The sequence below is a fragment of the Rhizobiaceae bacterium genome (assembly GCA_023953845.1).
Taxonomy (GTDB): domain Bacteria; phylum Pseudomonadota; class Alphaproteobacteria; order Rhizobiales; family Rhizobiaceae; genus Arvimicrobium.
The window spans coordinates 4,462,956-4,485,308 of record JAMLJC010000001.1 but is presented as its reverse complement, the minus strand read 5'-3'; the positions used below and the strand labels follow the sequence as shown (position 1 = coordinate 4,485,308).

Sequence of the window (22,353 nt, the reverse complement as noted above, 5' to 3'; positions counted from 1 at the left end):
ATCGGGTGCAGCAGCAAGGCGGGCAGGCGGTCGCGCGCGTGACGACAAGCGTCACCTTCGCCGCTCGCCTCGAATTCCAGAACATCAGCCATGATTACGGCCCCTCCGCCGTGACCCTGCGGGACATATCGCTGACGGCCGAGCCGGGGGAAGTGCTGTGCCTGCTCGGGCCGTCGGGTTCCGGCAAGACCACGCTGCTGCGCATCGCAGCCGGGATCGAGGCGCAGAAATCCGGCCGCCTGGTTCTGAACGGCCGCGAGATCGCGGGGCCGTCCGTCTTCCTGCCGCCGGAAAAGCGGTCCGTCGGCCTGGTCTTTCAGGATTTCGCGCTCTTTCCGCATCTGACCATCCTGGATAACGTCCGTTTCGGGCTGACGGCGCTTTCCCGCGAAGAAGCGCGCGAGGAAGCCATGATCGCGCTCGCCCGCGTCGGGCTGGAGCATTACGCCAAATCCTATCCACATGTGCTTTCCGGCGGCGAGCAGCAGCGCGTGGCGCTGGCCCGCGCGCTGGCGCCGCGGCCAGCCGTGCTTTTGATGGACGAGCCTTTCTCCGGCCTCGATTCGCGGCTCAAGGACACCGTGCGCGCCGAAACGCTGGAGGTTCTGCGCCAGAGCAGGGCCACCGCGATCGTCGTCACGCACGATGCCGAGGAGGCGATGCGCATGGGCGACCGCATCGCGCTGCTCAAGGAGGGCGGGCTGGTCCAGGCCGGCACGGCGCAGGAACTCTATCTCAACCCCGTGAGCCTGTTCGCCGCCGGCTTCTTCTCCGAGCTCAACCTTTTTTCGGGCCGCGCGCAGGAGGACATGGTGGATATACCGGTCGGTCGCGTCGCCGCGGCAGGCTTCGCGGACGGCACGGCGCTTTCCGTCGCGGTGCGCACCTCCGGTTTCGATTTCAGCGAGAGCGCCGGCCAGACGCAGGCGCGCATCATCTCCCGGCGCTATCTGGGGGTGGTCGAGCAGCTTGAACTGGCGGTTTCCGGTGCGGAAGTTCCGGTCAGGGCGAGGGTCAGGTGCGGCGCCTTGTCGCCTCATGCACGAGATATCTGGCTAAGCTTGCGTCCTTCTGACGTACTTGTGTTTGAATCCGGCGCGGAAAACGCATAGATCAGTGCCGAGGAATAACTTCGAAAGAGAGTAGCAATGGGTTCGTTTTCAATTTGGCACTGGATCATCGTGCTGGTGGTCGTGCTGCTCCTGTTCGGCCGGGGCAAGATTCCCGAGCTGATGGGCGATATGGCCAAGGGCATCAAGAGCTTCAAGAAGGGCATGTCCGACGACGACGCTGCCGCCGATGAGCCCAAGACCGTCGAGCATCGCGTCGACGAGACGGTGAAGCCGGCCGAAAAGGCGAAGAGCTAAGGCGCCAGGCGCCCTTTGCCGGGCGCCTCAAGTTCCGAAGCCCGGACGTTGAGCCATGTTTGAGATCGGCTGGACCGAAATGCTGGTGATCGCGGTCGTGATGATCGTGGTCGTCGGCCCGAAGGATTTGCCCAAGATGCTGCGCACCTTCGGGCGCACGGCCGCCAAGCTGCGAAGCATGGCGGGCGATTTCCAGAAGCAGTTCAACGAGGCGCTCAAGGAAGCGGAGCTGGACGACGTCAAGAAGTCGGTCGATTCCCTGCGCAGCCTCAATCCCGCCAACGAGATCAAGAAGTCGCTCAATCCCTTCGAGAAGGCGGCGAACGAGGTTCGGGCAGGCCTGCAGACCTTGCAGAACCCGCCGAAGCCGGCCGAACCGGCTTCCACGACGGCGGTCGCCGCCGAGCCTCTGAAGAACGGCGCAACGGTGATGCCGGGGGCCGAGCCCGCCGCTGCAGCCTCGCCCGCGCCCGACGCGGCGCCAGTATCGTCGGCGCCGGCCAGCAATGCGGCTGCTACCGCCACGGCATCCGCGGCAGTTGCTGCTCCGGCGGCCGCAAAGGCTCCGCGCAAGACAGCGGCGAAAGCTTCGGCCAAGGTCGCGGCGGCAACCCCGAAGCCGGCGAAATCAACGGCCGGCGCAGAGGCGAGCGCCGAAGGCAAGCCGGGCAGCAAATCCAGGAAGACAGCGGGTAGCGCAACGTGACCACGGCCCCCGACGAAGACGACATCAACAAGTCGTCCGCCCCGCTGATCGAACACCTGATCGAGCTTCGCACGCGTCTGATGTGGTCCATCGGCGGCTTCTTCGTCGCATTCCTGGCCTGCTTCTTCTTCGCCAAGGATCTGTTCAACATCCTCGTCATCCCGTTCAAATGGGCGGTGCACTGGGCTGGCCTGCCCAGCGAGAAGGTGGAACTGATCTATACCGCCCCGCAGGAATTCTTCTTCACCCAGATCAAGCTCGCCATGTTCGGCGGTCTGGTGATCGCCTTCCCGCTGATCGCGACGCAGATCTACAAGTTCATCGCGCCGGGACTCTACCGCAACGAAAGGCGGGCGTTCCTGCCCTTCCTGGTCGCTTCGCCGATCCTGTTCCTGATGGGCGCGGCGCTCGTCTATTTCTTCTTCACGCCCATGGTCATGTGGTTCTTCCTCGCCATGCAGCAGGTGGGGCCGGGCAGCGACGTGCAGATCTCGCTGCTGCCGAAGGTGTCGGAATATCTCAGCCTCATCATGACGCTGATTTTCTCCTTCGGCCTCGTCTTCCAGCTTCCGGTGGTGACCAGCCTGATGGCGCGCGTGGGGCTTCTGACCTCCAAGGGGTTGGCCGAAAAGCGCAAATGGGCGATCGTCATCGCCTTCGTTGTCGCCGCCGTGCTGACCCCGCCCGATCCGGTCAGCCAGATCGGCCTCGCGTTGCCGACGATCCTGCTCTACGAGATTTCCATCTGGGCCGCGCGGCTGATCGAGAAGAAGCGCGACGAGGAGCGTATCGCGGCCGAGAATCAGGAAGAGCAGGTGGCGTCGACGCCGGCTCTCAAGAGCTGATCCGGCCCGTTCCCTCGAAATTCGCCGTATAGCAGGCAACGGGCGCGAGTTGGGCTTGCGCCTTTCGGTCCGGCGGTCTACGCCGTGACCGCCTCGCTTCGTGGCTGCTTCGTTTGCGTGCGCCCGCGGCGAACCATATTTCCCTGCCGCGTCTTTCAAGGTCAGAGGAATAGAAGGAAGCCGACTTCGGACCGAGCCTGCGGCGCGGATGCCGGGGTCACAGTATGAAATCGGAAGAGGATCATGCTCGACATAAAGTGGATACGCGAAAACCCGAAGGCTCTCGTTCAGGCGCTCCTCAAGCGCAACCAGCCGTCGTCGGTCGCGGAATCCACCGTGGAGCGCATCCTCGAACTGGATGAAGCGCGCCGGGCCCATCTCGGCGAGCTGCAGACCAAGCAGGAGCGCCGCAACGCCGCCTCCAGGGAAATCGGCAACGCCATGCGCGCCAAGGACATGGCGCTGGCGGATACGCTCAAGGCCGAGGTCAACGAGATCAAGGCGTGGCTGTCGAATGCCGAGCAGGTGGAGCGCGACAACGACAACGCGCTCGAAGATGCGCTGGCCGTCATTCCCAACGTGCCGCTGGACGACGTGCCGCTCGGCAAGGACGAGCACGATAATGTCGAGGTGCGCCGGTTCGGCGACGACATCAGGGCAGCGCGGCAGCCGGGCATGGGCAACAAGCCGAAGGAGCATTTCGAGATCGGCGAAAAGCTCGGCATGATGGAGTTCGAACGGGCGGCGAAACTCTCCGGCTCGCGCTTCACGGTGCTGAAGGGCAAGCTTGCGCGCCTCGAACGCGCGCTCGGCCAGTTCATGCTCGACCTGCACACGACCGAGCACGGCTATACGGAAGTCCAGCCGCCGCTGCTGGTGCGCGACGAGATCCTGTTCGGCACCAACCAGCTGCCGAAATTCGAGGAGGATCTCTTCTTCGTGAAGCACGGGGAGGGGCGGCTCGGACTGATCCCGACCGCCGAGGTGCCGCTCACCAATCTCGTGCGCGAGGAAATCCTGGCTCACGACAGGCTGCCGCTGCGCATGACGGCCCTGACGCCGTGCTTCCGTTCCGAAGCCGGTTCGGCGGGCCGCGACACGCGCGGCATGCTGCGGCAGCATCAGTTCTACAAGGTCGAGCTCGTCTCGATCACCGATCAGGAAAGCTCGATCGACGAGCACGAGCGCATGACGCGCTGCGCCGAAGAGGTGCTGAAGCGTCTGGAACTGCCGTTCCGCACCGTGGCGCTATGCACCGGCGACATGGGTTTCGGCGCCCGCAAGACCTACGACATCGAGGTCTGGCTGCCCGGCCAGAACGCCTATCGCGAGATTTCCTCCTGCTCGGTCTGCGGCGACTTCCAGGCGCGCCGCATGGACGCACGCTACAAGCCGACGGACGAGGCGTCGATCGGCAAGGGCAACCGCTTCGTGCACACGCTGAACGGTTCCGGCGTGGCGGTCGGCCGCGCGCTGATCGCGGTCATGGAAAATTACCAGAACGCCGACGGCAGCGTAACAATTCCTGAAGTGCTGAGGCCCTATATGGGCGGACAAGAGAAGATCGAAGCCTGATGCGCATTCTCCTTACGAACGATGACGGCGTCCATGACGAGGGCATTGCCTCGCTGGAGCGCATTGCCCGCCAGCTTACCGACGATGTCTGGATCGTGGCGCCGGAGACCGACCAGTCGGGCTTCGCGCACTCCCTGTCGATCTCGCAGCCGCTCAGGCTGCGGAAGGTCCGGGACAAGCATTTCGCCGTGCGCGGCACGCCGACCGACTGCGTCATCATGGGCGTCAAGAAGGTGATGCCGTCGCCTCCGGACCTGATCCTTTCCGGCGTTAATTCCGGCTCGAACGTCGCCGACGACGTCACCTATTCCGGCACAGTGGCTGGCGCCATGGAGGGCACGCTGCTCGGCATCCGGTCGATCGCGCTCAGCCAATCCTATACGGCCGTCGAGGGCCAGCGGATGATCCCCTACGAAACCGCGGAGGCCCATGCGCCGCGCCTCATCGAGCGTATCGCGCATATGGAGCTGGCGCCCGGAATCCTGATCAACCTCAATTTTCCGAACTGCCGACCGGACGAGGTAGAGGACGCGGTGGTGACCAGCCAGGGCAAGCTGGCCTACGGCATATGGGTCGACGAGCGCGTGGACGGGCGCAATTTTCCCTACTACTGGCTGCGGTTCGGCCGCCACTCGTCGGAGATGGCGCCCGGCACCGACATCGCCGTGCTTCAGCAGAAGCGCATCTCGGTGACGCCGCTGAAGCTCGACTTCACGGCGCACGAGATCAAGGAAAGTCTGGCAAAGGCGATTGCATGAACACTGGCCCCGAGGATCGCGAAGCCTTTGCCGCATTCCTGCTGCGGCTGCGCACCAAGGGCATCGCATCCAGAGAGCTGGTCGCCGCGTTCGAGGCCACGCCGAGGCGCAACTTCATTCCCGCCCGCTGGCAGAGTGCGGCATGGTCGGACCGCACAGTTCCGATCGAATGCGGCGAGGCGATCGAGGGCGTGGATCTGCAGGCTTCGGTGGTCAATGCGCTCGCCATCGAGCCCGGCAATCGCATTCTGGAGATCGGCACCGGCTCCGGCTTCACGGCGGCGGTGATTTCCAGACTGGCCGGCAAGGTGACGACCGTCGAGCGTTACAGGACGCTCGCCGATCTCGCCAGGGAGCGCATGGAAGCGCTGTCCATCACCAACGTTCACGTGCGGCATGGTGACGGCGCTCACGGCCTCGCCGGCGACGGTCCGTTCGACCGCATCGTGGTATGGCCGGCTTTCGACAGCCTGCCGCGGAACTTCGCCGACCAGCTCGCCAGCGGCGGCATCATGGTCGCGGCGATCGGCGGGCCGGAAGAGCCGCAACTGATGGCCAAGCTCACAAAAGTCGGCAGCCGCTTCGACCGCATCGACATGGGCTATGTCCGTTTCCAGCCCATGATCCAGGGCGTCGCCGCCTCCCTGTGAGCATCATCTATCCTTGGCGCCGCAGCGGGGCGTCTATGCGTCGCATCCTCTCAATCAGAGGCGAATCGTGGAATCCGTTTGCGAAAGATTCAGTTTTCCGAGTCCGCGAGGACGGCGCTTAACCGCGCGGTAACATTAACGCGCTTTAATCATGACAGTCGGTGTGGGTACGGGTTCTGTCATGCGCGCGAAGAGTTGCGGTAGGAATGAACGAATTCTGGTTCGGAGTGCTGCGGTGCTCCTGCTCGGCAGCCTGACGGCGGGTTGCAGCTCCAGCGCGATGCGCTTCGGCGACGTGACGGACGGGCTGTTCACCGGGTCCACGGCGAACCAGCGCTCCATCATCAACAGTAACCAGCCTTATCCCGGCGATCAGCAGGCGGCGGTCAATTCCTCGGCCACGCGCGGCGCTGTGCAGCCGGTGGACGTTTCGGCGGGACAGGTGAGCCGCACCTCGCTGCCGCCGGTCGGCTCCGCGCCCGTCGCCACCGCCAGAGCAGCCGTTGCCGACGAGGTTTCCGCGCAGAAGCAGAAGGCCGCCGGCAAGGTCGCCGCGCTGGACCAGACGGCGACCGGCACGATCCGCGCCGCCGCCGAGGTCGCTCCGGCTGTCGAGGACAACATCAAGGGATGGTCGCGCACGGGCGGCACGCAGATCACCGCCAAGGAAGGCGAGACCGTCTACAATCTTTCGCGCCGGTTCGGCGTTCCCGCCGACATCATCATGAAGATGAACGGCATTTCGGCGGATCAGGGCCTCAAGGTCGGCCAGAAGGTCGTGATCCCGACCTATGTCTACTCCTCGACCGCCGGCGTTTCGGCGCCCGACAACGACCCCAGGACGGCAGAGGCGAAATCTTCCCGTGGCACGCAGCCCGCGGAAAAGCCGAAACCCGCCGAAGCTCCCGGTAATAATCTCGCCGTCCTGCCGGCCACGCCGAAGGTGAAAGAGACGGACGCCGTTGCCGCCGAGAACAGCGCCGGCAAGCAGGCCAGCGGCACCTACACGGTGGTGGAAGGGGACTCGCTCTCCCGCATCGCGAAGAAGACCGGCATTCCGGTCACGACGCTTAAGGAAGCGAACGGGCTCAAGGACGGCAATATCCGCATTGGCCAGACATTGAAGCTGAAGTCGGACGGCAAGTCTGCGGCCGTGGTCGCCGACGCCAGGAAGCCCGCCGACGCCAGGAAGCCCGCGGACGTCGATGCCGGCGCCAAGACGGCATCCATCGCCCCGGCCGAGAAGAAGCCCGACGCCGCGAAGGTCGCCGAATACACGCCGCCGAAGAAGGCGGTGGAGGAAGCGGCCAAGGGCAGCGACGAGGTCGCGCCGGAATCGACCGGCATCGGACGGATGCGCTGGCCGGTGCGCGGCAAGGTCGTGTCGGGCTACGGCTCCAGCGGCGGCAGCCGCAATGACGGCATCGACATTTCCGTACCGTCCGGCACGCCGGTCAAGGCGGCCGAGAACGGCGTCGTCATCTATGCCGGAGACGGGCTCAAGGAGTTCGGCAACACCGTTCTGGTGCGTCACGACAATGGGCTGGTGACGGTCTACGGGCATGCCGGCGAGTTGAAGGTGCAGCGCGGCCAGAAGGTCAAGCGCGGCGACGAGATCGCGGTTTCGGGCATGAGCGGCAACGCCAAGTCGCCCAAGCTTCACTTCGAGGTGCGGAAGAACTCCGCGCCGGTCGACCCCTCAGGCTATCTCGAGTAGCGACGGCTGCGGGCCGCCGGACCTCCAGGCCCGCCCTGCCAGGACCCGCCCCTCGAGGGCGGGCCTTTTCGTTTCGGCAAGGTCTCAGTCGTCCTGAAGCGGCTTGCGCAGCCTGCCGGCGAGATCCTGAACGAATTGCCAGGCGACGCGGCCCGAGCGGCTGCCGCGCGTCGTCGCCCATTCGAGGGCTTCGGCGCGGAGCCGGTCGGCCTCGATCTCCAGCCGGTAGTGTCGCACGTAGCCGTCGATCATCTCCAGATACTCGTCCTGCGAGCATTTGTGGAAGCCGAGCCAGAGGCCGAAGCGGTCAGACAGCGACACTTTCTCCTCGACCGCCTCGGAAGGATTGATGGCCGTGGAGCGCTCATTCTCGATCATGTCGCGCGGCAGGAGGTGACGGCGGTTCGAGGTTGCGTAGAAGATGACGTTTTCCGGCCGTCCCTCCACGCCGCCTTCCAGCGCCGCCTTGAGCGACTTGTAGGACGTGTCGTCATGGTCGAAGGAGAGATCGTCGCAGAACAGCACGAAACGGAAGGGCGCGGCCTTCAGGATGGTCATCAGCGAAGGCAGCGTGTCGATATCCTCGCGATGGATCTCGACCAGTTTCAGCGGCAGGGCATCGATAGCGCGCGAATTGTTGATCCTGGCGTGAACCGCTTTCACCAGCGAAGACTTGCCCATGCCGCGCGCGCCCCACAAGAGCACGTTGTTCGCCGGAAGCCCGGTGGCGAATCGTTCCGTGTTGTCGAACAGGATGTCGCGGACGCGGTCGACGCCCTTGATGAGCCCGATGTCGACGCGGTTGACCCTGGCTACCGGCTCCAGCAGGCCTTTTTCGGCCGACCATATGAAACAGTCGGCGCTGTCGAGGTCGGTGGGCGGAGGCGGCGGCGGGGCGATACGCGAGACGGCCTCTATCAGCAGGTCAAGTTTCGCGTTCAGCACATCGATCGGGTTTTCGGACATTCTGCTTCTATTTTATGGGCGGGCGGTTGACAGGCGCGTCTAACACGCGGCAACAGGACGGAAAAGGACCGGCCGCGACAGAGCTACGGTTGCATTGGCGGCCCGAGCAACTATATTCCGGCCACTTTTTGCGGCGCCTGCGAGCGCCTTTTTCATCGCATTCCTGGGGAGCGACTTGATGTTTGTGACACCGGCATACGCGCAGAGCACCGGCGGCGCCGGCCCTGACATCCTGATTCAGATTCTGCCCTTCGTGCTGATCTTCGTGATCATGTACCTTCTCATCATCCGTCCGCAGCGCGCCCAGTTGAAGAAGCGCACCGAAATGCTGGCGGCGATTCGCCGGGGCGACACGGTGGTGACGGGCGGCGGCCTGGTCGGCAAGGTCACCAAAGTCATCAACGACCAGGAGCTCGAGGTCGACCTCGGCGGCATGAAAGTGACGGCGCTACGCGCCACGATTTCGGACGTGCGCGTGAAGGGCGAGCCGGTCGCCAACGAGAACGTCAAGAAATAACTGCATTCCGAGCGGCATGTGATCGTGCCGCCGTAACGGACGAACGACATGCTCTATTTCTCGCGCTGGAAGACGATCTCGATCTGGGTGGTCGTCCTTCTCGGTGTCCTGTTCTCGCTGCCGAACATCCTGCCGCAATCGACGCGCGACTCGTTGCCCGATTGGGTGCCGAAGCGTCCCATGACGCTCGGCCTCGATTTGCAGGGCGGCTCGCACATCCTGCTTGCCGTCGATCAGCAGGATCTGATCGACGAACGGCTGCAGGCGACGCGCGACGACATCCGCACCCTGCTGCGCGACGCCAAGATCGGCTATACGGGTCTTTCGGGGACGGGACGGAGCGTGCAGGTTCGCATCCGGGACGCCGCCGAGGTCGAGAAGGCGAAGACGGCGCTGGCGCAGCTCACGGCGCCCGTCAGCAACACGCTCTTCGGCACCGGCTCCGTGTCCGAGCTTGCGCTGGAGGAGCCGGAACCCGGCCTCCTGCGATACACCATCACCGATCAGGGCCTTGCCTATCGCGTCAGTTCCGCCGTCACGCAGTCCATCGAGGTGATCGGCCGCCGCGTCAACGAACTCGGCACGACCGAGCCGATCATCCAGCGTCAGGGTTCCGACCGCATCCTCGTGCAGGTGCCCGGTTTGCAGGACCCGCAGCGCCTGAAGGACATTCTCGGCCAGACGGCCAAGCTGACATTCCAGATGGTCGACACCTCCGTGCCGGTGCAGGAGGCCATCGAAGGCCGTCCCCCGGCCGGTTCCTCCGTGATCTACTCGATGGACGATCCCCCGGTTCCGTATCTGATCGAGGACCGCGTCATCGTGTCGGGCGAGAATCTCGTAGACGCGCAGGCGACGTTCGATTCGCGCACCAACGAGCCGGTGGTTTCGTTCCGCTTCGACGCCAAGGGCGCGACGCGCTTCGGGCAGGCTACGCAGCAGAATGTCGGTCGGCTGTTCGCCATCATCCTCGACAAGCAGGTTATCTCGGCGCCGCGCATCAACGAGCCGATCCTCGGCGGCAGCGGCCAGATTTCGGGCAGCTTCACCGCCCAGAGCGCCAACGACCTTGCCGTGCTGCTGCGCGCCGGGGCACTTCCGGCCGACCTGACGATCGTCGAGGAACGCACTGTCGGCCCGAGCCTTGGCGCCGATTCCATCGCCGCCGGTCAGATCGCATCGGCGATCGGCGCCGTGCTCGTGATCGTCTGCATGCTGGCCGTCTACGGCAAGCTCGGCATCATCGCCAACATAGCCCTTGCAGCCAATGTGGCGCTCATCGTCGCGATCCTGTCGGTGCTCGGCGCAACGCTGACGCTGCCTGGTATCGCCGGCATCGTTCTGACGATGGGCATGGCGGTGGATTCCAACGTCATCATCTTCGAGCGTGTGCGCGAGGAGCGAAAGATGGGGCGGTCGATGGTCCAATCCTTCGATTCGGGCTTCGCGCGCGCTCTCGCCACCGTCGTGGACGCCAATCTCACCACGCTGATCGTGGCCGTGATCCTGTTCTACATGGGCACCGGCCCGGTGCGCGGCTTCGCGGTGACGCTGGGCATCGGTATCGTCACGACCGTCTTCACGGCCTTCACCCTGACGCGCTGGCTGATCGCGTTCTGGGTGCGGCGCTGGCGTCCGTCGGAATTCCCGGCCGGTCTCGTGCATTATCTTCCACTCGACCCGCGTGTTCCCTTCATGCGCTACCGGAACATCGGCTTCGCATTGTCGGGCATTCTGTCGGTCGGGGTCATCGTCATGATGACCATGGTCGACTTCAACTACGGCATCGACTTCCGCGGCGGCTCGATGATCGAGGTTCAGTCGAAAAGCGGCCCTGCCGATCCGGGAGACGTGCGCTCGCGTCTCAACGAGCTGAATATCGGGGAGGTCCAGGTCCAGGCCTTCGGGGCTGGTAACGACCTGATGATCCGGGTGCAGGCGCAGGACGGCGGCGACAATGCGGAGCAGTCCGTCGTCGACAAGGTGCGGGCCGAACTCGAGGACAGCTACGACTTCCGGCGCATCGAGGTCGTCGGGCCGACCATTTCGGCCGAGCTTGCCTGGACGGGAACCATTGGCATCACGCTCTCCATGCTGGCGCTGCTCGTCTACATCTGGTTCCGCTTCGAATGGCAGTTCGGCGTCGGCGCGGTCATTTCGACCATCCACGACGTCATCATGATCGTCGGCCTCTACGTCTTCCTCGGCCTCGAATTCAACCTGTCGAGTATCGCGGCGATCCTCACCGTGATCGGCTATTCGATCAACGACACGGTGGTCATCTATGACCGAATCCGCGAAATGCTGCGAAAATACAAGAAGATGCCGATCGAGGAGGTGATCAACATCTCCCTCAACCAGACGTTGTCGCGCACCATCCTCACGGGCCTGACGGTGCTTCTGGCGCTGATATCGCTCTACTTCTTCGGCGGGGAGGTCATCTCGTCCTTCGTCTTCGCCATCATCGTGGGCGTGTTCGTTGGAACGTATTCCTCGCTCTTCATCGCGGGACCGCTGCTGATCCTGTTCAAGCTTCGGCCGGATATGTTCGACCAGCCTGGCGGAGCGAAGAACGTCGTTCCGAGCGGCGCGCAGCCGTCCAAGACCTGACGCGTCATGTCTTCGGGCCTCGTCATCCGCGCGGCGCACTTTCCGGGCCGCGCGCCGATCGAGGCCTATGGCAATGGCGGCTTCCGGTTTGCCGACATGTCGCACAGGGGTTCGATCCTCTGCCTGCCCAGCGGCATCCACGGCTGGGAGCCGGCGGACCCGCAAGCCCTGTCGGCCGCCGACTTCGCGAAGGTTATGACGGAGGCGGAAGGCATCGAAATCCTCCTCGTCGGCATGGGCGAAGCGCTGCGCCCCATGCCCCGCGACCTGCGGACGGCGTTGAAGGACGCGGGCATTTCGTCCGATCCGATGTCCACCGGGGCTGCGGTGCGGACATACAACGTGCTGCTTGCGGAAGACCGGGCGGTTGCCGCCGCCCTGATCGCCGTCGCGTGACGTGACCGCGCGCGAAGACATCGTTATGAAGACGGTTCGGGACACCGATCCCGACCGTTATCTTGCCACGCTTTACGCACCTGAAGACAAGCGCGCCGCGCTTTTTTCGCTCTATGCCTTCAATGCCGAAGTGGCCGGCATCCGCGACCGCATCCGCGAGGCGCTGTCGGGCGAGGTGCGTCTGCAATGGTGGCACGAGGTCATCGACGCGGGATTCGGGCGCTCGGCCGACGGCCATCCGGTCGCGGAGGCGCTGCTCCGGACCATCGACGAGCATCATCTGCCCCGTGGCGCTTTCGCCAACTACCTCGAAGCCCGCATGTTCGACCTCTTCGACGATCCGATGCCGACGCGCGGCGATCTGGAGGGCTATTGCGGGGAAACCGCCTCCGCGGTCATCCAGCTTGCGGCGATGATTCTCGATCCGGCCGCCGCCGTGAAGCAGGCGGAACTCGCCGGCCATGCCGGATGCGCGCAGGGGATCACCGGCCTGTTGCGGCTGCTGCCGCTGCATCGGGCGAGGGGACAGTGCTACGTCCCGCGCGACATTCTCGCGGCTGCCGGAACGACGCCGGAGGAGTTCGTCGCCTCGCCCGACGGGGTTGCCTCCCGCCGGGCGGTCGAAGCGATGATCGCCCTTGCCAGCGAGCATCTCGCGGCCTTCCGAAAGCATGCCGACGCGCTGCCGGCCATTTTGCGTCCGGCTTTCCTGCCGCTGGCGCTGACGCCCGCCTATCTCGGAAGGTTGTCGGCATCGGGGGCCAGCGCGCCGACCTCATCGTCCGGGCTTTCCGCGCTACGGCGGCATTGGCTGCTGCTGCGCGCGGCCAGTCGGGGCTGGTAGCCGGGAATCGCGCGCAAGGCCTTACGGCGGGGAGGCGTCTCGGCTATTCCTGCGAGTCGTGGTGGCGATGCGGGACTGCGCCTGCTTTCACGTTTGCTGCCCGGTTGCGCGTGTCGGGTGAGGTGGGATGCATCCTCTTCTGCTTGTTGGCCTGATCGTCGGCGGACTGGTGCTGATCGACGTGCTGCTGCGCTTTGCCGGAAACAAGAGCGGCGGGCGATTGTCCTCGGAAGCCGAGGCGCTGGACGCGTTCTATGCCGAGCACCCCGAACTGGACGCTTCCACCGCCGGCCGGGTGATCGTGACCCCGGACAGGCGCAACGCCTTCATCGAACTGCCGGATGGCGGCATCGGGCTGGTGCGCGGCCTCGGCGACAGGTTCGTGGTCCGGCAAATCGGGAAAGCGGACATTGCGGAGCTCGCCCGCAGCGGGGAGAACGCCCTCACCATACGTTTTCACGACGTCACGCTGCGCCGCCTGCGCTTCGACTTTGCCTCGGCCGCCGACCGCGATTTCGTCAGCGCCGCACTCGGCCAAAGCTGATACGTCACGCCGGCCGTTTACCATAACCGAGACGATTTCGCCGGACTGAAAAGTCTCCCGGGTTCCTCGACTTTCGTTCTGGCGCCCGATCTGGCATAGTAAACGCTTCCTTAAACCGCAGGCGGAGCGGCCGAATGGACAGCCTGGCGAACATCGAGTTGCCGAACACGGGGCAACTTGCGATCCCGCTTTACGTCGTTGGCATCCTGATCGAGCTTGGATTGATCTGGCTCGGCAAGGCCAGGGGCCAGTATGAGCGCCGGGACGCGATGACGAGCCTTTTGATGGGTGTCGGCAATGTCGCGACGGGCATCATCTACGCAATCGCGCTCATCGCGATGATGCAGTGGGCCTACAACTACCGGATATTCGATCCCGGCATCACCTGGTGGTCGGCCGTCCTGTGCTTCGTGCTCGACGATTTCAGGCGTTATGTGTACCACGCCGGCCTGCACCGCATCCGCTGGTGGTGGGCGGACCATGTCAACCACCATTCGAGCCAGCACTACAATCTCACCACGGCGCTGCGACAACCCTGGACGACCATCTTCACCGGCTCGTTCCTGCTCTACCTGCCGCTGGCGTGGCTGGGCTTCCACCCGCTGCTCATCCTCTTCGTCGGCGGCATCAATCTTGCCTACCAGTTCCTCCTGCACACGGAGACGGTGGGCAAGCTCTGGAAGCCGATCGAGTATGTGATGAACACGCCGTCGCATCACCGCGTGCATCATTCGAGCAATCCGCGCTACCTCGACGCCAATTATGGCGGCGTCTTCATCATCTGGGACCGGATGTTCGGCACCTTCGTCGAGGAGCGCGACGAGGACATGCCGAAATACGGGCTCGTCCAGAACATCGGCACGTTCAACCTGTTCTACGTCGCTTTCCACGAGTGGATTTCGATCTTCAAGGACGTGATGAAACCCGGCCTGACGTTTCGCGAGCGCCTGATGTACATGTTCGCGCCGCCCGGATGGAGCCATGACGGCAGCCGCAAGACGTCCGACGACCTGAAGGCGCAATATGTCATGCTGCATCCCGAACAGGCCGGGATGCAGGGCCTGCCCGATCTGCCACGCAAGAGCGGCGCGGCAGGAGCGGTTCAACCGGCGGAATAGTACCGCCGGAGGTCGACGGAGATTTACTCCGCCGCTTCGCGCGCCTCGGCAATCCCGAGCCATTCCCGGCAGTCGCGCAAGGCGCGCGCGGCCGTGGCTTTCTTCTTGGCGATCGACTTGTCCTTGCCGCGGAAACGGCCCTCGAACCCGTCCGGCCTGAGCTTCGTGCCGGGCTCCAGCGGCGGGAACAGGCCGAAATTTACGTTCATCGGCTGGAACGAACGCTTGCCGGGCTCGTCGTCGGAGACGATGTGTCCGCCGGTGATGTGGTTGAGCAGCGCGCCGAACGCCGTCGTGGCGGGCGGAACCGGAACCGGCTTGCCGAGCCGCGCGGCGGCGGCGAAGCGCCCGGCCAAGAGGCCGATGGCCGCGCTTTCGACATAGCCTTCACAGCCGGTGATCTGGCCGGCGAAGCGCAGGCCGGACCGTGACTTCAGTTGCAGGCTGCCGTCGAGCAGGGTCGGCGAGTTGATGTAGGTGTTGCGGTGCAGGCCGCCGAGCCGCGCGAATTCCGCGTTCTCAAGTCCCGGGATCATGCGGAAGATGCGGGTCTGCTCGCCATGCTTCAGCTTCGTCTGGAAGCCGACCATGTTGTAGAGCGTGCCCAGCGCGTTGTCCTGCCGAAGCTGCACCACGGCATAGGCCTTCACCGTCGGATTATGCGCATTGGTCAGGCCCATAGGTTTCATCGGCCCGTGCCGCAGCGTCTCGGCGCCGCGCTCGGCCATGATCTCGATCGGCAGGCAGCCGTCGAAATAGGGCGTGCCTTCCCATTCCTTGAACTCGGTCTTCTGGCCGTCGATCAGCGCCTGCACGAAGGCCTCGTACTGCGCCTTGTCCATCGGGCAGTTGATGTAGTCCTTGCCGGTGCCCCCGGGTCCGACCTTGTCGTATCGGGACTGGAACCAGCAGACATCCATGTCGATCGTGTCGAAATGCACGATCGGCGCGATGGCGTCGAAGAAGGCGAGCGCATCCGCGCCGGTTTCCCGCGCGATCGCCTCGGCGAGCGACGGCGCGGTGAGGGGGCCTGTGGCGATGATCGCCTGATCCCAGTCCGCCGGCGGCAGGCCGGCGACTTCCTCGCGCACGATCGTGACGAGCGGATGCGCTTCGAGCTTCGCCGTCACCGCGTCGGAAAAGCCGTCGCGGTCCACGGCCAGCGCGCTGCCGGCCGGCACCTGATGCGCGTCGCCGGACGCCATGATGAGAGAGTTTGCGAGCCGCATCTCGGCGTGCAGCAGCCCGACGGCGTTCGTCTGCGCATCATCCGAGCGGAACGAGTTGGAGCAGACGAGCTCGGCAAGGCCTTCCGTCTTGTGCGCCTCGGTGCCGCGCACCGGCCGCATCTCGTGCAGGATCACGGGCACGCCGGCTTCGGCCGCCTGCCAGGCCGCTTCCGAGCCGGCAAGACCGCCGCCGATGACATGAATGGGCTTCGTTGTCGTCATGCCGGGGACATAAGGCGGCGACAATCGGAAAGCAATCTGCGCGCGGCGCCAGAGTTGCCGTTAATGGATATGCGCTATGAAGGGGCATGATGCTGACCAAAGCCACGCTGTTCGCCGGCTTGATCGCGGCGGTTTCCTTGTTTTCGGGCAACGCTCATGCGGAACAGCTCACCGTCTGTCATGGCTATTCCTGTCACTTCAAGACGCGGTTGACGCTCGGCGCAGGCGATATGCGGCAGATCACTTCGATCCTGCGTTCAGGCCACGGCTCTCCGGCGGCGGAGCGGCGCGCCGTGTCGAGGCTGGTGCAGTTCTATGAGCGTCGCGCAGCGGCGGTCGTGGGTATCAGGGATCGTCCGAAATCCGATTTCGGCGCGGGACGCGAACGCGGCCAGATGGATTGCGTGGACGAGTCGACCAACACGACGTCCATTCTCAAGCTCGCAGAAAGGCGCGGACTGCTGAAGCATCACAAGGTGATGCGCCGCGCCTCACGCGGTTTCTTCGCGGATGGCCGCTATCCGCATTTCACCGCCGTCCTGCAGGAGCGATCGGGCAAGAAATGGACGGTCGACAGCTGGTACGAGCCAGCCGGCGGCGCGCCTGACATCATGCCCCTGAGCGAATGGAAGAGGCGCGGCGTGGGCGGCCAGCGCTGATCCCCGCTCAGGCCGGCGCGCTTGCCTTGTCCAGCCGGGCGATGTCGTCCCGGTCGAGCTCGAGCGTTCCGCCCTTGCTCAGACTTTCCAGTTGCTGGAGTGACGTGGCGCTGGCGATCGGCGCTGTGACGCCTTCGCGCGCGACGATCCAGGCGAGGGCGACTTCCGCCTGCGTCGCCCCGTGTTTGGCTGAAACCTCATCGAGCGCGGCAAGGATCGCGAAGCCGCGCGGGTTGAGATAGCCCTCGACACCGCCACCGCGTGGGCTTTTGCCAAGATCGGCCTTCTCGCGGTATTTTCCGGACAGAAAGCCCTTCGCAAGGCTGAAGTAGGTAATGACGCCTATCTCCTCGGCCATGGTGAGATCGCGCAGCGGGCCGTCGAAGGAGCCGCGATCGTAGAGGTTGTACTCCGGTTGCAGGACGTCGTAGCGCGGCAGATTTTCCTTCGCCGACACGTCGAGCGCTTCGCGCAGTTGCGCCGCGTCGAGGTTGGAGGCCCCGACGGAGCGGACCTTGCCGGCCTTCATCAGTTTCTCATAAGCGCCCAGCGTCTCGGCGTAAGGCGTGCGCGAATCCGGCCAATGCGACAGGTAGACGTCGATATGGTCGGTCTGCAGGCGCCGCAGCGAGGCTTCGACCTCCTCGGCGATCCATTGCGCCGAGAGATCCGTATGGCCCTGGCCCATGTCGGAGCCGACCTTGGTGATGATGACGATTTGGTCGCGATTGCCGCGGCTCTTCTGCCATTCGCCGATGATCGCCTCCGATTCGCCGCCGGAGTTGCCGGGCACCCATCGCGAATAGGCATCGGCCGTGTCGATGGCGTTGTATCCGGCCTCCACGAACCGGTCGAGAAGGGCGAAAGACGTCTGCTTGTCCGCCGTCCATCCGAAGACGTTGCCGCCGAAGACGACAGGGGCGATGGCGATGCCGGTGCGGCCGAGCGGGCGCTTTTTCATCATGAAGCTCCGGGGAGGGTTGGCGAGGATTCCGATGAACATAGGGCGACGGACACGCCGACGCCAGCGTCGATGCGCACCGGACGCAGACTTCGGAATGAAACAGCGGATTCGGAGAGTCCCAAAAGACAACACCCGCCGGGGGAGGAGATCCGGCGGGTGTCGTTACGCCCGACCGGCCATCGGGAGGAGGAGAGGCCGGCCGTATCCGTCTTTGCCTGGGAGGAGGTAGGCGCCGACGAAATTCCTTCCGCCTGTGTTTATCGAGGCTGCGGAGACCTCGGGGAACAACTTCCGCCGGGGGAGGAGATCCGGCGGAAGTCGTTTTTGCCGGTCAGCAATCGGGAGGAGGAGATTGCCGACCATATCCGCCGGGGTCTGGGAGGAGGATGAGCCCGACGAAATCTTTCACTCAGCGGCGGCCCGTACGGGCGACGGTCTTGATCTGATGACGGGCAATGCCGAGATCAGCGAGCTGGCGGTTGGAAAGGCTGTCCAGCTCGGAAACCGTCGCGCGATAAGCGCGCCAGTCACGAAAATTTTGGATCAGGTTCATTTCTATTCTCGTTCTTTGCAGCTTGTCGCGCCGGATCGCGGCGCGATTGAATTAGATCGACTTCCTCGCCACGAAGGGAATGTCGCTGCGGCTGATGCCGAGGTCATTCAGTTCGCGATTGGTCAGGCGGTTCAGCTCCGTCACCGTCTCACGATAGCGGCGCCAGTTGCGATAGTTGCGGATCAGGTTCATGGTAGTTCTCTTAGCGTCTTTCGTTCTTCTCTTTTTGTACGAGACGTAGATAGGCCCGCCTTGTCCGGAATTAAAGCGACAAGCGTGCATAGCAGCAATGCAATTGTGCAATGCACCATTAACGAGTTTTAGCTTTTATGGCGAAAATCGGAAACCGTCCCAAAATCGCGTGGAAACGGCGGTTTACGCAGGTTTGTGAATCTTTTGCACTGCAACAGGCAGGGCCCTGAGAATGTTCGCCCAGAGATCGCATCTCCGCCGCGAAATCGTTCGATGGCGTGACGCCGGACTGGTTGATGGGACGACCGCCGAACGTCTCCTCCTTGACGTCGAGACGCGTCAGGACGAGGGTATGTCGTTCGGCTCGGTGCTGGCGATCATGGCCGCGATCCTCGTCGCCGCCGCTATCCTCGTCTTCATCGCCGCCAACTGGGAGGCCATTCCTCGGCTGGCGAGGGTCGGCGCGCTTTTCGCGCTGATAGCGGCCGGATATGTGGGCGGCGCGGTGCTGAAAGGCCGCGATCATCCCGGCTTCGGCGAGGCGCTCTTCATCATAGGCGCCGCGTCCTTCGGCGCCGCGATCGCGCTGATCGGCCAGATGTACCACATGACCGGCGACGAAACGGCGGCGGTCCTGACCTGGTGCCTCGGAACCACCCTTGCCGCGGCGGTGCTGCGCTCGCCCGTGCTGACCGCCGCCGCCGTCCTGATCGCCGTGGCATGGCTCCTGATGCAGGAGTCCGACTACAATGCGGCGCGCGATTACCGCTACGCCTTCCTGCTGCTCGGTATCGTCATCTGGGCGGTATCCTACTGGACCCATGGGCGTGCCGCGCGGCATCTGCTGCTCCTGTCGGCGATCCTGTGGGCTTTCGTCGTCGGTATAGACGGCCGCCCGGTCGAAGCCGGGCTCGCCCTTGCGCTGGTCTCAGCGGCCGTCTTCGCCGCCGCGCATTGGGCGCAGGAGACCGTCGAACGCCTCGCGCGGCTCGGCGGTCCTTATCCCGCTCATCCGCTAATCGGTTTTCTCATCGGGATGGCGATGATCCAGGTCGAGGTCTACGAACATTTCGTCCCCATGCTCCTCGCGACCCTGATCGCCTTCGCCGGCATCATCGCCGCTCTCGTGCTGCGCGGCCGCGAAAGCCGCCTCATGCGCTGGATCGCCTATGTCGCCTTCGCGATCGAGCTCTGCTTCGCCTACATCGTCACGGTCGGCAGCATGATCGATACGGCGGGCCTGTTCCTGTTCTCGGGGTTGGCGCTCGCAGTCGTGGCCTTCATCATCGTGCGGATCGAGAAACGCATGACGGGACGCCCCGCCATGCAGGGAGGCGCGGCATGAAGGGCTCCCGCACCGTTGCGCTGGCGCTGCTCGTCGCCGCGCTCCAGATCGGCTTTCTCGGCTGGATGATCGCGGGACGCGCCGCCGTGCTGCGCAACGGCCCGGAGGCGCTGCTGAAAGTCGAGCCCGTCGATCCGCGTGACCTGCTGCGCGGAGACTATGTGCGCCTCGGCTTCGACATATCGCGCATTCCCGTCGCGCTGGTGTCGAATCTGCCGCAGGGCGACGCGGCGCTGCCGGCCGGCCCGATCATGGTCCGTATCGGCAGGGATGCGGACGGCTACTGGCGCGCCCGTTCGGCGATGCTGGGCAAGGCGGTCGCGCCGCCGGTTGCCGGCGAGCTGGACGTGCGCGGCATGACCGCAGGCCTCTGGCGTATCGAGCCGGGGGCCGAAATCGCGGTTTCCTATGGCATCGAACGCTTCTACGTGCCGGAAGGCGAGGGCCGGCAGATCGAAAAGGATCTGAATGTACGCAGCTTCGGCGTGGTCGTCGCGCTCGCAGCCGATGGCACGCCGCAGATCAAGGCGCTTATGGACGGCGACGTCCGCGTCTACGAGGAACCGCCCTATTAGCAGCCGGAAAAGGTGGCTGGTGCGGATGAAGGGACTCGAACCCCCACGCCTTTCGGCACCGGAACCTAAATCCGGGGCGTCTACCAGTTCCGCCACATCCGCTCAGCGTGCCCGCAATCCCATGTGTCGCCGCGCCTGTCAATGAATATGGAGCCGGGCCTTGCGCCCGCCAATCCCCCGAAATCGGTTGAAAATCGCGGTCGCGTGTGACAAAAGGCGAGCCGAATGTGACAGACGGCCGAACAGTCGTTGGCGCAGTTGGAGAAAAACTCAGGCAGATCAGGAGATTGCCGCGGTTTTCTCAGAAGCGCAACGGCCCGTGTGATGGCTTTTCGGGTGTTTGCGCCGAAATCTCGACACACCGTCCGCACAGATTGGCACTCCCGGCACGCACTCCGGATGGCCCGAACGGCAGCTCCCGCCGGGCCCGGATGCGTCAAAGCAAAGGTTTTATGATGCAGGTCACCGAAACGCTGAATTCCGGCCTCAAGCGCGAGATCAAGGTCACCGTGCCCGCCAAGGACATGGAAGATCGCCTGATGCAGCGCCTGAACAACGCCAAGGACAAGGTGCGCATCAATGGCTTCCGTCCCGGCAAGGTGCCGGTCCAGCATCTGCGCAAGGTCTACGGCAAGTCCTTCATGGCCGAGGTCGTCAACGAGATCCTCAACAACTCGACCCGCGACATCCTTTCCGAGCGCGGCGAGAAGGCAGCGATGCAGCCCGAGGTCGTCATGACCGAGGACGAGAAGGAAGCCGAGAAGATTCTCGCCGGCGGCGCCGATTTCGAGTTCCAGCTCAACTACGAGGTGTTGCCACCTATCGAGATCAAGGACGTGTCGGGCATCGCGGTGACGCGGCAGATCTACGACGTGCCGGAATCCGAGATCGACGAGCAGCTTCGCCGCGTCACCGCCGATGCGCGCGACTACGCGCCGAAGAAGGGCAAGGCCGAGCTCTGGGACAAGGTGACCATCGATTATCTCGGCAAGATCGACGGCGAGCCGTTCGATGGCGGCACCGCCGAGGATTCGGGTCTGGTGCTCGGCTCCGGCCAGTTCATCCCGGGCTTCGAGGATCAGCTCGTCGGCGTGAAGGCGGGCGACGAAAAGGTCATCACCGTCACCTTCCCGGAGAATTATCAGGCCGCGCATCTCGCCGGCAAGGACGCGACCTTCGACATCAAGGTCAAGGAAGTCGCCGCGCCGGACAGCACCGAGGTCAATGACGAGGTGGCGAAGAAGCTCGGCATCGACACCGCCGAGCGCCTCAAGGAGATCATCCGCGGCCAGATCGAGAGCCAGTTCGGCCAGATGACGCGCCAGAAGGTGAAGCGCGAACTGCTCGACGCACTCGACGCCAGCTATTCGTTCGAAGCGCCGTCGAAGCTGGTCGAGGCCGAGTTCAACAACATCTGGAACCAGGTGAGCCGCGATCTCGCCGCAGCCGGTCACACCTTCGAGGACGAGGATACGACGGAAGAAGCCGCCCGCGCCGAGTACAATCGTCTGGCGGAACGCCGCGTGCGTCTCGGGCTGGTGCTCGCAGAAATCGGCGAGAAGGCCGGCGTGACGGTCTCCGACGAGGAGATGCAGCGCGGCCTGTTCGAGTTCGTGCGCCGCTTCCCTGGGGACCAGCAGCAGCAGGTGTTCGAGTTCTACCGCTCCAACCCGCAGCAACTCGCCGCCATCCGCGCGCCGATCTTCGAGGAGAAGGTCGTCGACCATCTGCTCGGTCAGATTGCGGTGACCGACAAGAAGGTCAGCAAGGAAGAATTGCTGGCCGAGGAGCCGACCGAGGGCGAGAAGGCGAAGCCGGCGAAGAAGACATCGGCCAAGAAGGCCAAGGCCGCCGAGGGCGAAGAGGCGAAGGCCGCCGACGCCGAGGAAGCCGCCCCGAAGAAGAAGGCCGCGCCCAAGAAGAAGGCTGCCACCAAGGATGCGGAAAAAGAGGCCGAATAAGGCGCTGCCTTATGGACATCGGAAAGCCGCCTTCGGGCGG

Annotated in this window: 23 protein-coding genes and 1 tRNA gene; 18 read left to right on the top strand and 6 right to left on the bottom strand. The window is 64.4% G+C overall.

Annotation, left to right across the window (positions count from 1 at the left end; translation table 11 throughout):
* Window positions 1-5 precede the first annotated feature (5 nt).
* From M9955_22165 to M9955_22130, 8 genes are all read left to right on the top strand, one after another.
* The gene (locus M9955_22165; protein MCO5084348.1) at window positions 6-1,112 is read left to right on the top strand and encodes an ABC transporter ATP-binding protein; all 1,107 of its coding nucleotides are present in this window, start codon (window positions 6-8) and stop codon (window positions 1,110-1,112) included.
* 36 nt (window positions 1,113-1,148) lie between these two features.
* Window positions 1,149-1,367: a twin-arginine translocase TatA/TatE family subunit gene (locus M9955_22160; GenBank protein MCO5084347.1), complete on the top strand. Its 219-nt coding sequence runs from the start codon at window positions 1,149-1,151 to the stop codon at window positions 1,365-1,367.
* Between the two features lie 55 nt (window positions 1,368-1,422).
* Window positions 1,423-2,073 (top strand): Sec-independent protein translocase protein TatB, encoded by a 651-nt coding sequence (tatB, locus tag M9955_22155; GenBank protein ID MCO5084346.1) that lies wholly within the window; start codon window positions 1,423-1,425, stop codon window positions 2,071-2,073.
* The gene (tatC, locus tag M9955_22150) at window positions 2,070-2,918 is read left to right on the top strand and encodes a twin-arginine translocase subunit TatC (GenBank protein MCO5084345.1); all 849 of its coding nucleotides are present in this window, start codon (window positions 2,070-2,072) and stop codon (window positions 2,916-2,918) included. Before tatB ends, tatC begins: the two co-directional genes overlap by 4 nt.
* A 243-nt stretch (window positions 2,919-3,161) precedes the next feature.
* Window positions 3,162-4,493 (top strand): serine--tRNA ligase, encoded by a 1,332-nt coding sequence (gene serS / locus M9955_22145; protein MCO5084344.1) that lies wholly within the window; start codon window positions 3,162-3,164, stop codon window positions 4,491-4,493.
* Complete coding sequence (surE, locus tag M9955_22140; protein MCO5084343.1) at window positions 4,493-5,251, top strand: 5'/3'-nucleotidase SurE; 759 nt, start codon at window positions 4,493-4,495, stop codon at window positions 5,249-5,251. The genes serS and surE overlap by 1 nt, the downstream gene beginning before the upstream one ends.
* On the top strand, window positions 5,248-5,901 hold the full coding sequence (locus M9955_22135; GenBank protein ID MCO5084342.1) for a protein-L-isoaspartate(D-aspartate) O-methyltransferase: 654 nt from the start codon (window positions 5,248-5,250) through the stop codon (window positions 5,899-5,901). The genes surE and M9955_22135 overlap by 4 nt, the downstream gene beginning before the upstream one ends.
* A 280-nt stretch (window positions 5,902-6,181) precedes the next feature.
* Window positions 6,182-7,618: a peptidoglycan DD-metalloendopeptidase family protein gene (locus M9955_22130; GenBank protein ID MCO5084341.1), complete on the top strand. Its 1,437-nt coding sequence runs from the start codon at window positions 6,182-6,184 to the stop codon at window positions 7,616-7,618.
* An 84-nt stretch (window positions 7,619-7,702) separates the two neighbouring features.
* Here M9955_22130 and M9955_22125 read toward each other — a convergent pair whose 3' ends face one another.
* Window positions 7,703-8,584 carry an ATP-binding protein gene (locus tag M9955_22125; protein MCO5084340.1) on the bottom strand — a complete coding sequence of 294 codons (882 nt, stop codon included), beginning with the start codon at window positions 8,582-8,584 and terminating at the stop codon, window positions 7,703-7,705.
* A gap of 178 nt (window positions 8,585-8,762) precedes the next feature.
* Here M9955_22125 and yajC point away from each other — a divergent pair, with 178 nt between their 5' ends.
* From yajC to M9955_22095, 6 genes are all read left to right on the top strand, one after another.
* The gene (gene yajC / locus M9955_22120) at window positions 8,763-9,101 is read left to right on the top strand and encodes a preprotein translocase subunit YajC (GenBank protein ID MCO5084339.1); all 339 of its coding nucleotides are present in this window, start codon (window positions 8,763-8,765) and stop codon (window positions 9,099-9,101) included.
* 48 nt (window positions 9,102-9,149) lie between these two features.
* Entirely contained in the window at window positions 9,150-11,711 is a 2,562-nt protein-coding gene (gene secDF, locus M9955_22115) for a protein translocase subunit SecDF (protein MCO5084338.1), read from the top strand.
* 6 nt (window positions 11,712-11,717) lie between these two features.
* Window positions 11,718-12,107, top strand: coding sequence for an Mth938-like domain-containing protein (locus tag M9955_22110; protein MCO5084337.1), 390 nt, complete (start codon window positions 11,718-11,720; stop codon window positions 12,105-12,107).
* Window positions 12,108-12,132: 25 nt separating this feature from the next.
* Window positions 12,133-12,951, top strand: coding sequence for a phytoene/squalene synthase family protein (locus M9955_22105; protein MCO5084336.1), 819 nt, complete (start codon window positions 12,133-12,135; stop codon window positions 12,949-12,951).
* 169 nt (window positions 12,952-13,120) lie between these two features.
* Window positions 13,121-13,495 carry a hypothetical protein gene (locus tag M9955_22100; GenBank protein ID MCO5084335.1) on the top strand — a complete coding sequence of 125 codons (375 nt, stop codon included), beginning with the start codon at window positions 13,121-13,123 and terminating at the stop codon, window positions 13,493-13,495.
* A gap of 134 nt (window positions 13,496-13,629) precedes the next feature.
* The gene (locus M9955_22095; protein MCO5084334.1) at window positions 13,630-14,613 is read left to right on the top strand and encodes a sterol desaturase family protein; all 984 of its coding nucleotides are present in this window, start codon (window positions 13,630-13,632) and stop codon (window positions 14,611-14,613) included.
* A gap of 23 nt (window positions 14,614-14,636) precedes the next feature.
* Here M9955_22095 and trmFO read toward each other — a convergent pair whose 3' ends face one another.
* Window positions 14,637-16,064: a methylenetetrahydrofolate--tRNA-(uracil(54)-C(5))-methyltransferase (FADH(2)-oxidizing) TrmFO gene (gene trmFO, locus M9955_22090; GenBank protein ID MCO5084333.1), complete on the bottom strand. Its 1,428-nt coding sequence runs from the start codon at window positions 16,062-16,064 to the stop codon at window positions 14,637-14,639.
* Between the two features lie 86 nt (window positions 16,065-16,150).
* On the opposite strand from trmFO, the gene M9955_22085 reads away from it, so the two are divergent.
* A complete protein-coding gene (locus tag M9955_22085; protein ID MCO5084332.1) occupies window positions 16,151-16,723 on the top strand; it encodes a hypothetical protein in 573 nt (190 codons plus the stop codon).
* 7 nt (window positions 16,724-16,730) lie between these two features.
* On the opposite strand, the gene M9955_22080 is transcribed toward M9955_22085, so the two are convergent.
* From M9955_22080 to M9955_22070, 3 genes are all read right to left on the bottom strand, one after another.
* Window positions 16,731-17,684, bottom strand: a complete 954-nt coding sequence (locus tag M9955_22080; GenBank protein MCO5084331.1) for an aldo/keto reductase — start codon at window positions 17,682-17,684, stop codon at window positions 16,731-16,733.
* Window positions 17,685-18,096: 412 nt separating this feature from the next.
* The gene (locus M9955_22075) at window positions 18,097-18,240 is read right to left on the bottom strand and encodes a DUF1127 domain-containing protein (protein MCO5084330.1); all 144 of its coding nucleotides are present in this window, start codon (window positions 18,238-18,240) and stop codon (window positions 18,097-18,099) included.
* A gap of 51 nt (window positions 18,241-18,291) precedes the next feature.
* Complete coding sequence (locus M9955_22070; GenBank protein ID MCO5084329.1) at window positions 18,292-18,432, bottom strand: DUF1127 domain-containing protein; 141 nt, start codon at window positions 18,430-18,432, stop codon at window positions 18,292-18,294.
* A gap of 232 nt (window positions 18,433-18,664) precedes the next feature.
* Between M9955_22070 and M9955_22065 the strand changes: the two genes are divergently transcribed.
* Complete coding sequence (locus tag M9955_22065; GenBank protein ID MCO5084328.1) at window positions 18,665-19,777, top strand: DUF2157 domain-containing protein; 1,113 nt, start codon at window positions 18,665-18,667, stop codon at window positions 19,775-19,777.
* The gene (locus M9955_22060; protein ID MCO5084327.1) at window positions 19,774-20,352 is read left to right on the top strand and encodes a GDYXXLXY domain-containing protein; all 579 of its coding nucleotides are present in this window, start codon (window positions 19,774-19,776) and stop codon (window positions 20,350-20,352) included. Before M9955_22065 ends, M9955_22060 begins: the two co-directional genes overlap by 4 nt.
* A 17-nt stretch (window positions 20,353-20,369) precedes the next feature.
* On the opposite strand, the gene M9955_22055 is transcribed toward M9955_22060, so the two are convergent.
* Window positions 20,370-20,454, bottom strand: a tRNA-Leu gene (locus M9955_22055).
* 353 nt (window positions 20,455-20,807) lie between these two features.
* Here M9955_22055 and tig point away from each other — a divergent pair.
* The gene (gene tig / locus M9955_22050; protein ID MCO5084326.1) at window positions 20,808-22,313 is read left to right on the top strand and encodes a trigger factor; all 1,506 of its coding nucleotides are present in this window, start codon (window positions 20,808-20,810) and stop codon (window positions 22,311-22,313) included.
* Window positions 22,314-22,353 lie beyond the last annotated feature (40 nt).